The 11,481-nt window shown below is 73.6% G+C and carries 10 protein-coding genes; 2 read left to right on the top strand and 8 right to left on the bottom strand.

Going from position 1 to position 11,481, the window contains the following annotated elements:
• The 5 genes from TR49_RS45835 to TR49_RS27075 all read right to left on the bottom strand — a co-directional run.
• On the bottom strand, nucleotides 1–896 hold an 896-nt coding region (locus TR49_RS45835; protein ID WP_236653550.1), incomplete at its 3' end, for a glycosyltransferase family 39 protein.
• Nucleotides 897–955: 59 nt separating this feature from the next.
• Entirely contained in the window at nucleotides 956–2,374 is a 1,419-nt protein-coding gene (locus TR49_RS27090) for a sensor histidine kinase (RefSeq protein ID WP_236653549.1), read from the bottom strand.
• A gap of 47 nt (nucleotides 2,375–2,421) precedes the next feature.
• On the bottom strand, nucleotides 2,422–3,183 hold the full coding sequence (locus TR49_RS27085) for a response regulator transcription factor (protein ID WP_042386415.1): 762 nt from the start codon (nucleotides 3,181–3,183) through the stop codon (nucleotides 2,422–2,424).
• A gap of 133 nt (nucleotides 3,184–3,316) precedes the next feature.
• Nucleotides 3,317–4,081, bottom strand: a complete 765-nt coding sequence (locus TR49_RS27080) for a rhomboid family intramembrane serine protease (RefSeq protein ID WP_042386414.1) — start codon at nucleotides 4,079–4,081, stop codon at nucleotides 3,317–3,319.
• Nucleotides 4,082–4,147: 66 nt separating this feature from the next.
• Entirely contained in the window at nucleotides 4,148–5,092 is a 945-nt protein-coding gene (locus TR49_RS27075; protein ID WP_042386412.1) for an aldose 1-epimerase family protein, read from the bottom strand.
• Nucleotides 5,093–5,348: 256 nt separating this feature from the next.
• On the opposite strand from TR49_RS27075, the gene TR49_RS27070 reads away from it, so the two are divergent.
• Together TR49_RS27070 and TR49_RS27065 are read left to right on the top strand one after the other, a co-directional pair.
• Complete coding sequence (locus tag TR49_RS27070) at nucleotides 5,349–7,517, top strand: N-acetylmuramoyl-L-alanine amidase (protein ID WP_052434671.1); 2,169 nt, start codon at nucleotides 5,349–5,351, stop codon at nucleotides 7,515–7,517.
• Between the two features lie 166 nt (nucleotides 7,518–7,683).
• Nucleotides 7,684–8,841 carry an acyl-CoA dehydrogenase family protein gene (locus tag TR49_RS27065; RefSeq protein WP_042386410.1) on the top strand — a complete coding sequence of 386 codons (1,158 nt, stop codon included), beginning with the start codon at nucleotides 7,684–7,686 and terminating at the stop codon, nucleotides 8,839–8,841.
• 60 nt (nucleotides 8,842–8,901) lie between these two features.
• On the opposite strand, the gene TR49_RS27060 is transcribed toward TR49_RS27065, so the two are convergent.
• The 3 genes from TR49_RS27060 to TR49_RS27050 form a co-directional block, all read right to left on the bottom strand.
• Nucleotides 8,902–9,951, bottom strand: coding sequence for a MerR family transcriptional regulator (locus tag TR49_RS27060; RefSeq protein ID WP_042386408.1), 1,050 nt, complete (start codon nucleotides 9,949–9,951; stop codon nucleotides 8,902–8,904).
• 93 nt (nucleotides 9,952–10,044) lie between these two features.
• On the bottom strand, nucleotides 10,045–10,791 hold the full coding sequence (locus tag TR49_RS27055; protein ID WP_042386406.1) for a tyrosine-protein phosphatase: 747 nt from the start codon (nucleotides 10,789–10,791) through the stop codon (nucleotides 10,045–10,047).
• Nucleotides 10,792–10,846: 55 nt separating this feature from the next.
• On the bottom strand, nucleotides 10,847–11,428 hold the full coding sequence (locus TR49_RS27050) for a TIGR03086 family metal-binding protein (protein WP_052434670.1): 582 nt from the start codon (nucleotides 11,426–11,428) through the stop codon (nucleotides 10,847–10,849).
• Nucleotides 11,429–11,481: the final 53 nt, after the last annotated feature.

Below are 11,481 nucleotides of genomic sequence, written 5' to 3'. Positions count from 1 at the left end.
CCCCCACCGCCCGCACCGCCCCCGCCGCCGCCGACGCTGCCGGTCTCCGAGCCGGTGATCCGGCCGAAGCCGTTGTAGCCGAAGGTCAGCTCCAGGAAGTCGTCGTGCTGGCTGCCGCCGATGTACGGCCGGTACTGGGCGGGCGTCAGCTCGACGACCGCCACCCACCAGCCGGAGCTGACCACCAGCACCACCAGCGCCAGCAGCAGCTGCCGCACCCGCCGCCACAGCCCCGTCGGCGCGAACAGCAGGTACGCCAGACCGAAGGCGGGCAGCACCAGGAACGCCTGCAGGGTCTTGGTCAGGAAGGCGAAGCCGACGCAGGCCGCGGCCAGCACCAGCCACCGCGTGCGCGCCTGCTCCTGGGCCCGCTGCACGGCGTAGCCGGCCAGCGCGAGCAGCAGCGCCAGCAGCGCGTCCGGGTTGTCGAAGCGGAACATCAGCGCCGCGACGGGTGTCAGCGCCAGCGCCGCGCCCGCGAGCAGCGCGGGCCCGGCCGAGAGGCGGCGCCTGACCGCCGCGTACACCACGGCGACCGCGGCGACGCCCTCCAGCGCCTGCGGCACCAGGATCGACCACGCGTTGACGCCGAAGAGCCGCGCGGACAGCTCCATCACCCACAGCGACGCGGGCGGCTTGTCGACGGTGATGAAGTTCGCCGAGTCCGAGGAGCCGAAGAACATCGCCTTCCAGCTGTGCGCGCCCGCCTGGACGGCCGCCGAGTAGAACTGGTTGGCCCAGCCGGACGCGCCCAGGTCCCACAGGTAGAGCAGCGCGGTCAGGCCCAGCAGGCACAGGAACGCCGGCCTGGCCCAGCGTGGGTCACGCGCGGCAGGCCGCGCGGACGGCGGCCGGCCGGGCTGGTCGACGGTCGGTTCGGGGAGCGTAGCGGTCATGCTCCCCACCGTCGCCGAGCACACTGTCGGCCGCGTGTGCCGTTCCTGTGGGCCCGCCGTCAGCTCGTCGCGGCGACGGCGACGGCGGGGAGCGCCGAGGTCTCCAGCGGCAGCCGCACGGTGAAGACCGTCTCGCCGGGCTCGCTGGTCACCCACACCTGCCCGCCGTGCGAGGCGACGACGGCCGCGACGATGGCGAGCCCCAGCCCCGTGCTGCCCGCCTTGCGCGACCGGGAGCCGTCACCGCGCGCGAAGCGTTCGAAGACCGTGGGCAGCAGCTCCTGCGGGATCCCCGGTCCGTCGTCGGCGACGGCCAGCACCGCCCACCGGTCCTCGCAGGTCAGCGAGGCCGTGACGGTGGTCCCCGCGGGCGTGTGCTTGCCCGCGTTGGCCAGCAGGTTCACCAGCACCTGCCGCAGCCGGTTCTCGTCCCCGACGACCTCGGCGGCGGCGTCCTCCGGGAGCCGCACCTCCCACCGGTGGTCCGGCACGGCCGCGTGGGCGTCCCGCACGGCGTCCACGACCAGCGGCGCGAGATCCACCGGCTCCCGCTCCAGCGGGCGGCCGGCGTCCAGCCGGGCGAGCAGCAGCAGGTCCTCGACGAGCGCGGTCATCCGCGTCGCCTCCGACTCCACGCGCCCGAGCGCGTACGCGGCGTCCGGTGGCACGCTCTCCCGGCTGCGCCGGGTCAGCTCGGCATAGCCCTTGATCGACGCGAGCGGCGTCCGCAGCTCGTGCGAGGCGTCGGCGACGAACTGCCGCACCCGCGTCTCACTGGCGTGACGCGCCTCCAGCGCGGCGGAGACATGGTCGATCATCCGGTTCAGCGAGGCCCCCACCAGCCCGGACTCGGTCCGCGGGTCGGTGTCCTGTGCGGGCACCCGGTTCAGCCGCCCGACCTCGCCCTCGTGCAGCGGCAGCATCGAGATCCGCGCGGCGGTCGCCGCGACGCGGTCGAGCGGCCGCAGGGACACCCGGATCAGCCCGAAGCCCACGAACCCGACCAGGATCACCCCGGCGACACCCAGGACCGCCTCGGTGACGATCAGTTCGGAGACGGTCTCGCCGACGTGCGCCTCCGGCAGGGCGACCACGACCCGGCTGTCGGCCGGACTGCCCGGCCCCTGGGCGGGGTCGCTGAGCGCCCGGTAGGCACCCAGCCCTGGGACAGTGATGTCGTGGAAGGCGCCGTCGGCGGGCACGGCGGCCAACGCCGCGATCTGCCCGGCGGTCAGCGTCCGCGTGACGTAGTCGGACCGGCCGTTCATCTGCGCGGTGCCGTTCTGGTCGAGCACCACGCCGACCGCGTCCTGGGCCAGCCCCGGCCCCACCATGAAGTGGTCCTTGCCGCCCGGCCCTGCGGCCCGCATGAACGTGTCCTGCACCTGGTTGTTCAGGTTGGCCATCAGGTTCTCGTGGAGCAGCGCGGCGCTGGCGACGCCGATCGCCCCGAGCACGGCCGCGAACAGCACCGTCATGGTGACGACCAGGCGGACCCTGAGAGGCCAGGTCGACCAGCTGCGGATCATGACGCGGTCGCGGCGGTCTCCACCGGGGCCGGCTTGAGGACGTAGCCCGCGCCGCGCATGGTGTGGATCATGGGGGTGCGACCGGCGTCGATCTTGCGGCGGAGGTAGGAGATGTACAGCTCCACGACGTTGCCCTGGCCGCCGAAGTCGTAGTTCCAGACCCGGTCCAGGATCTGCGGCTTGCTCAGCACCCGGCGCGGGTTCCGCATCAGGAAGCGCAGCAGCTCGAACTCGGTCGCCGTCAGGCGGATGGACGTGCCCGCACGGTGGACCTCGCGGCTGTCCTCGTCCAACGTCAGATCGCCGACGACCAGCAGCGACTCGCTGCGCGCCGCGGCCGCGCCGCTGCGGCGCAGCAGGCCGCGCAGGCGGGCGACGACCTCCTCCAGGCTGAACGGCTTGGTGACGTAGTCGTCACCGCCGGCCGTCAGGCCGGCGATGCGGTCCTCGACGGCGTCCTTCGCGGTCAGGAACAGCACCGGGATGTCGTGCTGCTCGGCGCGGAGGCGGCGCATCACCTCCAGGCCGTTCAGGTCGGGCAGCATCACGTCGAGGATCACCGCGTCGGGGCGGAAGTCGCGGGCGGCGCGGATCGCGGAAGCGCCGTCGCCGGCGGTGCTGGTCTGCCAGCCCTCGTAGCGCAGGGCCATGGAGAGCAGGTCGGCGAGGGGCGCCTCGTCGTCGACGACCAGCACCCGCACGGGGGTGCCGTCGGGACGGCGGAGCTCGGAGGAGGCATCGGCCGGAGCGGTGGTCATGCGGAACACCGTGCCGAGGCTGGATGAGAAATCGATGAGGTGGCGCTACGCCATCGCTGTGAGTTCCCTGGGAGTTTTCCTCAGCGGGCTCATCGAGGCCTCACCGGCGGCTCACCGGAACCTCCCAGACGGCTCACAGCAAGCCCAGGTCCCCGAGCTCCTTGTGCAGGTCCGAGCGGTCGCCGGGCAGGGCGGGCTGCTGCCGCCCCGTGGACGGGCCCGCGACCGGCGCCGGGACGGCGCCCGAGGGCCCGCCACCCGACGCGCCCCCGCCCGCCGGAGCGACGGCCTTCGGCCGGCGGTCGCGCAGCAGCCACGCGCCCGCGATGCCGCCGACCAGACCGCCGAGGTGGGCGAGCCAGCTGACGCCGGGCGTGCCCGGGACGACGATGGTGACCAGGTAGGCGAAGGAGGCCGCCATGACCAGCCCGATCAGGGTGTCGATCAGGTGCCGGTCGAAGATGCCGCGCAGCACCACGTAGCCGAAGTACCCGAAGATCACGCCGCTGGCGCCGACGCCGACCGTGTCGCCGCCCTGGAAGAACCAGACCGCGAGCCCGCTGGTGACGGTGACCAGCAGGGTCAGCCACAGGAACCGCACCACGCCGCGGTAGGCGGCCAGGAAGCCGAAGACGAACAGCGGGCCCGAGTTGGACTCGATGTGCGCCCAGCTGAAGTGCAGGAACGGCGCCGCGAAGATGTCCTGCAGGCGGCCCACGTCGTGCGGGATCACGCCGTACTCGAAGGAGAGCCGCTGGCTGTCCACCCAGTTGAGGATCTGCAGCGCCCAGATCACCACCAGGAACGCGAACATGACGAAGAACGCCTTGCGCGCCTCGGCGATCATCTGCTCCGGCGTGTCCAGCTCCTGCGGCGCCCACAGCGGTCGCTCGGCCATCGGGCCCCTCCCCCTCAACGTGCCTTCGGGCCCACTGTAGGGCGGCGACCGCCCGCCGCGGCGACGTCAGAGCGCGCCGATACCGAATCGGTGCGCGACCCGCGCGCCCGGCTCGATCGCGAGCACGTCCTCACCCGTCGCGAAGGCGTTCGGCGGGCAGCTCATCGGCTCGACGGCGATGCCCGCCCGGCGGTAGGCGGCGGGCAGCGTGTCGCCGGTGTAGAGCTGCACCCAGTCGGTGCCCGCGCCGAGCCGCAGCTCGACGCCGCGGCCGGCGTCCGGGTCGGTGAGCCGGACCCGGGCCAGGCCGTCGGCGTCGCGGGTCAGGCCGGTGCAGGCGGTGTCCAGCTGGGTGCCGCCGATCCGGCGCGGCTTGCGGAAGTCGTACTGCGTGCCGTCCACCGACTCGCGTGCTCCGGTCGGGATCTTGCGGTCGTCGACGGGCAGCCAGGTGTCGGCGGGGACCTCCAGCACCGCCTCGTCGATGCTGCCCGGGCCGCGACCGAGCGTCAGGTACGGGTGGGCGCCCAGACCGTAGGGGGCGGCCGTGTCGCCCCGGTTGCGGGCGGCGACCTCGACGGTCAGCCCGGCCTCGTTCAGCTCGTAGTGGGCGGTGAGCTCGAGGATGTGCGGGTAACCGTGCATCGGGTAGAGCCGCAGGCCGAAGCGGACGTAGGCGCTCTCGTGCCCGGCGTCCTCGGCGACCACGCGCCAGGGCAGGAAGCGGGTGAAGCCGTGGATGGCGCTGCCGGTGGCGGGCTCGCTGAGGTCCAGCTGACGGTCCTCGCCCTGCCAGTGGTAGCGGCCGTCGCGGACCCGGTTGGGCCACGGGATCAGCAGCTGCCCGGCGCCGCCGGGCGGCTGGACCTCCGCCGGGTACTTGACCACCAGCGGGCGCCCGCGGTGGCTGAGCGCCCGTAGCCCGGCGCCGACGCCGCTGATCACCGCGCGGTAGTCGCCGGCCTCGAGCACCTGCTGCGGCCCGTTCGGGGAGAGGTTCGCATCCGCCATGGACACATCCTCGCACTCACGGGCCCCACACGTCGGATCGGAGCGTTCCCGGTCTCACCCCCCGGACCGGTCCCGGTGCCACCAGTGCTAACCTCACGCTCACTTGCGACCGATACTTCTCACGAACCATCAGGTCCACTGCTGCACCCTCCGTACGCACGACCGTACGGAATCCTCCACGGCGGCATCGACAGACTTGCAGAGGCACGCGTTGACGGCTCGACACGTCCGCAGACGGTCAAGGCGCTGGATCGGCATGGGCGTCGTGCTCGCCGCCGGCGCGCTGGTGGTCGGCGCGGTCGCCGAGGCCGCCCCGAACCGCGGCGGCGTCAAGGGACCCACCCCGACGGCCGCGCCCGTCGTCGGCTCACTGGCCTGGCCGGGCGTGCCCTCCCGGCCCTCGACGGCGCTGCAGCACGACTTCACCCAGGCCGCGGCCGAGTTCCACGTGCCGGTGCAGGTCCTGCTGGCGGTCTCCTACGAGGAGACCCTGTGGGAGTCCCACGGCGGGCGGCCGAGCACCACCGGCAACTACAACGTGATGGGGCTGGTCCAGGTCCTCCCCGGCGACCTCGCCGGCTCCGTCCGGCCGGACGTGAGCGGCGCGGGGGCGGGCACCCGGCTTCCCTCGGCCCGGTCCCTCACCGAGCTGCGCCGGATCGACATGGCCTCCCCCGCGCTGCACACCCTGCAGACCGCCGCGGCGCTGGCCGGCGTGACGGCCAAGCGGCTGAAGACGGACATGCGGCAGAGCGTGCGCGGCGGAGCGGCCCTGCTCGCCTCGTACGAGCGCGGACTGCACCCGCAGGCCGGCGCCCAGGCGTCCCTGCCCGCCGATCCGGCGCTGTGGTGGCCGGCCGTCGTCTCCTACGCGCAGGCCGAAACCCCCTCCGCCGGACAGCAGTTCGCGGCGCGCGTCTACGACGTCATCCAGCGCGGCGCGAGCCGCCTGACCGACGACAACCAGCGGGTGTCGCTCCCGGCCGCACCCTCCGTCCGTCCCTCGCAGCTGGACGGCGCGCTCGCCGCCCTGGCCGCTCCTGGCAACGGCGGCGGGGCCACGCCGGAGTGCCCGTCCGGTCTCGCCTGCACCTTCACGCCCGCCGCCTACCGGCAGGACGCCAAGGGCAGCACGACGGACTACGGCGACTACGCGCAGGCCGACCGCCCGACCGACGGCGACGGCATCCAGTACCTGGTGCTGCACGACAGCGACGGCTCGCGCGAGGGCGCGATCGCCTTCGCCCAGGACCCGACCTCCTACGCCGGCGCCCACTACCTCGTCGGCCGCGACGGCTCGGTGACGCAACTCGTCCCCACCAGGGACGTCGCCTGGCACTCGGGCAGCAGGACCGTCGACGCGCACTCGATCGGCATCGAGGACGAGGGCTTCGCGCTGCGGACCGGCACCTGGTACACCGAGTCCACGTACGAGTCCACCGCCGCCCTGGTCCGCTACCTGGCGGCGCGGTTCGGCATCCCGCTGGACCGCGAGCACCTGCTCGGCCAGGACGACGTCCCGGCGTCGGCGCAGGCCTCGGCCACGGCGGACGCCCCGGACGCCCCGGACGCCCCGGACGACGTGGCCTCCCCGACGAACGCGGACACCGCCCCGTACTGGGACTGGAGCCGCCTGCTCGAACTGGCCGGCGCACCGCTGACCGGCCTGCGCGCGCAGCCGGTGGTGGGCGGCGCGGTCACCGTCGCCCCGCCGTACGACCGCACCACGCAACCGGACCTGACGGGCTGCGGCGGCGCGAACCACGCCTGCCCCTCGCACCCGGCGAACTTCGTCTACCTGCGCGAGGCTCCGGCCGCCGACGCGCCTCTGCTGAACGGCGGCACGACCGCCGCCTCGGACGACAGCGACAAGGCCGCCTACGGGCAGACCTTCGTGGTCGCCGGGGTGGTCCCGGGATCCGACGACGGGGGTGACTGGGTCGGCGTCTGGTACGGCGGCCGGGAGGCCTGGTTCGAGGATCCGCAGTGGCGCGACACCCTCGTGCCCGCCCCGGCGGCAGGAGCCGCGATGACGCTGGTCACCCCGACCGGCGACCAGCCGATCCCGGTCTTCGACCGCGCCTACCCCGAGCCCTCCGCCTACCCGGCCGCGCTGGCATCGCTCGCCGCCTCGCCCGCGCAGCAGCTGACCCCGCTGGCGGACACCATCGCCCCCGGGCAGGCCTACCTCGCGAGCTCCCAGGTGAGCGGCGACTTCGCCACCGCGGGCTACGGCTGCGCGGCCGCGTCCGGCCCTGCGAGCTGCACGGTCGTGATCGGCGCGACCCAGTACTACCCCATCCGGTTCAACCACCGGATCGCCTTCGTCCGCGCCTCGGACGTGCAGCTGATCGCCCCGGCCCCGCTGCCGACGGCCTCTCCGGACGCCGCCCTGGGCGCTTCATCCGCCTCCCCGACGCACTGAGCGATCGTTCAGCCCCGGTCGCGCTCCTTCGCGCGGCCGGGGCCTCGGCGTGCGCCCGTCCTCACCGGATAGCGCGCAGGCTCACATCGCGGCAGTCTGGACAGGAGGGCTACTCCTCATTAACTTAACGTTCGTTCGACAAGCTTTCCAGGAGAGGAGCGCCGTCGTGCGCCGCACCGTTTTCACCGAGGACCACGAGGCGTTCCGGGAGACCATCCGCGACTTCATCACCAAGGAGGTCGTCCCGGTCTACCCGGAGTGGGAGCAGGCAGGCCACGCGCCCAAGGACTTCTACCTGAAGCTCGGCGAGCTGGGCGTCTTCGGCATCGAGGTGCCGGAGGAGTTCGGCGGCGCGGGCATGACCGGCTTCAAGTACCAGGCCATCGTGACCGAGGAGTGCGCCCGCGCGGGCGTCAGCTTCGGCTCCGCCGGCGTGCACACCGGCCTCTGCCTGCCGTACATCATGGAGTACGCGAACGAGGAGCAGAAGAAGCGCTGGCTCCCCAAGTTCGTCTCCGGCGAGATGATGACCGCCATCGCCATGACCGAGCCGGGCACCGGCTCCGACCTGGCCGGCATGACCACCACCGCCAAGCTCTCCGAGGACGGCACCCACTACGTCCTCAACGGCGCCAAGACCTTCATCACCGGCGGCGTCCAGGCCGACCTGGTCCTGGTCATCGCCCGCACCTCCCCGGCCACGCCGGAGGACCGCCGCGCCGGCCTCTCCATCCTCTGCGTCGACACGACCCTCCCGGGCTACTCCGTCGGCCGCAAGCTCGACAAGATCGGCCTGCGCACCTCCGACACCGGCGAGCTCGCCTTCGTCGACGTCAAGGTCCCCGTCGAGGACCTCCTCGGCGAGGAGGGCAAGGCCTTCTCCTACCTGGCCCACAACCTCGTCCAGGAGCGCCTCGCCATCGCCGTCGGCGCCTACGCCTCCGCCCGCGCGGCGGTCGACCTGGCGGTGGCCTACACCAAGGACCGCAAGGTCTTCGGCCAGTCCGTCGCGTCGTTCCAGAACACCAAGTTCGAGCTGGCGGCCTGCGAGGCCGAGGTCGACGCGGCGCAGGCGGTCGTGGACCGCGCGCTGGAGGCCTTCGAGACCGGCGAGCTGACCCCGGCCGACGTGGCCAAGGCCAAGCTCTTCACCACCGAGGTGTGCAGCCGCGTCGTCGACCGCTGCCTCCAGCTCCACGGCGGCTACGGCTACATCCTCGAGTACCCGATCGCCCGCCTCTACGCGGACAACCGCGTCTTCCGCATCTACGGCGGCACCAGCGAGGTCATGAAGATGGTCATCGCCAAGTCGCTCGGCCTGTAGTCCTTACGGCCACGACTGCGCCGAGGGGCGCGGGGAGGTCTCTCCCCGCGCCCCTCCCCCTTAGTCCGCCTTTCGCGGGCGCTGCACGACGTCCCCGACCGCGACCGCGACGTTGTCCGGCCCGCCGGCCCTGCGCGCGAGCGCGACCAGCTCACGCACCGCCGCGTCGGGATCCTCCGCCGCGACCAGCACCCGGCGGATCTCCGCCTCGGGCAGCACCGCCGACACCCCGTCGGAGCAGAGCAGATACCGGTCGCCGGGCCGGGCCTGACGCGCCGACACGTCCGCGCTGCTGCCCTCCCGGCCGTCGAGCGCCCGGGTCAGCAGCGCCCGCTGCGGATGGGCCGCGGCCTCCTCCTCGGTGAGACGCCCCTCGTCGACCAGCGTGCGGACGTGGGAGTGGTCGGTCGTGAGCCGGAGCAGCTCACCGCCGCGCAGCAGGTAGGCGCGCGAGTCGCCGACGTGCGCCAGGACGAGCTCCGTTCCGCTCCACACGAGCGCGGTGAGCGTCGTCCCGGACTCGCCCAGCCCGGCGATGCCACGGTTAGCCGCCTCCAGGGCCACCCCCGCGCTCCGCTCCGGCGGACCTGTCAGGCCCTTCAGCGCCTCGACGGCGAGGGTGCCGGCCCGCGCGCCTGCGGGGCCGTAGCCGTCCGCGACGGCCAGCAGGCCGGGGCCCGCGTAGGCGGTGTCCTGGTTCGTCGCGCGGACCAGGCCGCTGTCGGACGCGGCGGCGCCGCTCAGGCCGAAGACGGTGGTGTTCATCGTGGCGGGTTCCTTCCCCTTGAAGTCGTCCGCGAGGAGGCGCGCCAGCCGGCGCCGGGACTCGGTGTCGTGCTCGACCTGCGCCCAGTACGCGGCCACCTCGTCGGCCGCCGCGGCCGGCGGCAGCGTGCAGACCGAGGTGATCCGCGCCAGCGGCATGCCGAGCAGCCGCAGCCGGGCGACCAGCCGGGCCCGCTCCAACTGGACCGGCTCGTAGTACCGGTAGCCGGACGCGGGGTCGACGTGCGCGGGGCGCAGCAGGCCCAGCTCGTCGTAGAGCCGCAGCGCCTTCGGCGTGAGCTCGGCCAGCCGCGCGAAGGCGCCGATGGTCAGCAGCTCCGCCATGTCCCCTCCTCCTCGCACCGGGACCGACGCGGCCCCGGTGCGAACGATGCTGGGCCCTGCCCCAGGGTGAAGGTCAACGACCGCCGGGCGCCGTCACGCCGACGGCTCGAGCAGCGTGTCCCGCAGCCGCTCGACCAGGGCGTCGCCCACGCCGAGGCACTTGTGTGCGTAGCCGCGCACCGATCCGTAGTCGGCGCTGATCCCGGCGAGGAAGCGTTCCATCACCTCGGCCGGGGCTGCGCCGTAGTCGGGCCAGGTCGGCTCGCTGCCGTGGTTGGCCACGTGGGAGGCGCGCAGCAGCGCACGGACCCGGTCGGTCAGTGCGAAGTCGGCGACGATGTCGGCCTCGTCGACGCCGAGCAGGGCGAGGACCGTCGCGGCGAGCTGGCCCGTCCGGTCCTTGCCGGAGGCGCAGTGGAAGACCAGCGGGCCCGAGTCCGAGTCGGCGATCACGTCCAGCGCCTGCCGGATCTCCACCACGCCGTCCTCGGCGACCTCCCGGAACCGCTCGGCCAGATACGGGCCCGCCTTGACCTCCGGGCCCAACGTCGCCTGATCGTACGGGCGGTGCTCGATGCTGAGGTGGTGCCAGGTCACGCCGGTCCGCTCGGGGACGCGGCCGCGCGCCTCGATCTCGAAGCCGTGGCGCAGGTCGATCACCGTCCGGACGCCGAGCGCGGCGAACGCCGACAGGTCGGCCTCGCTCGTCAACTTGGCGAGCGAGTCGGAACGGTAGAGCCGGCCCCAGCGCATGGGCCGCCCGTCGGCGGCTCGATAGCCGCCCAGGTCACGGAAGTTGTGCAGGGCCTCGAACACGATGTGCCGGTTGGGTGTCGACATGCCGCCACCCTAACCATCATGATCATCGCGCGGAGCATCATCCCGGTATCCGCCGTCAGCCGGCCCTGCGCCCGGTGAAGGCGAGCAGGCGCTCCAGCGCGGTGGCGTCGGCCGGGGCCGAGAGCTCCGGGCCGAACGCACCGGTGGCGCGGGCCTGCGGAGCGATCCGCCGCGCGGCCGCCGCGGCGGTGGCGACCACGTCGTCCGCGGCCTTGAAGCCCTGGCCGACGGCCTGGGCCAGGTCCCAGCCGTGGACGGTCAGCTCCAGGATCGTGAGTCCGCCCTCGCTGGCCCCCTCACCCTCCCAGGCCGCCGGCTTCGACCAGGCGGCGACGAGCCGGTCGACGACCGGCGGATACACCCGCCAGGGCGCGTCCGTCAGCGTGACGGGCGCGCCGGGCGGGACGGGCTTCCGCGCGGCGGCGCAGCTGCTGCGGACCATGGTCGCGAGCAGGTGCTCGCACAGCCGGTGGACGTCGAGGCCCTCGCACGGCGTCGGCCGCCCGCGCCTTCCGGCGAGGTGGCGCTCGGTGGCGAGGGCCTGCAGGTTGCGGGCCGCACGGGTGAGCCGGTCGGCCAGCTCCACGGGGGTGGCTTCGGCAGGGGTGGGTGCGGCAGGGGCGGGTTCGGACAGCATGGGACGGATCTCCTCCGGCGAAGAGCGGTGATGCGCATGCCGCAGCCCAGTGT

This window comes from Streptacidiphilus melanogenes, from assembly GCF_000787835.1.
Classification (GTDB): Bacteria; Actinomycetota; Actinomycetes; order Streptomycetales; family Streptomycetaceae; genus Streptacidiphilus; species Streptacidiphilus melanogenes.
This window is presented reverse-complemented; position numbering and strand designations above follow the sequence as displayed.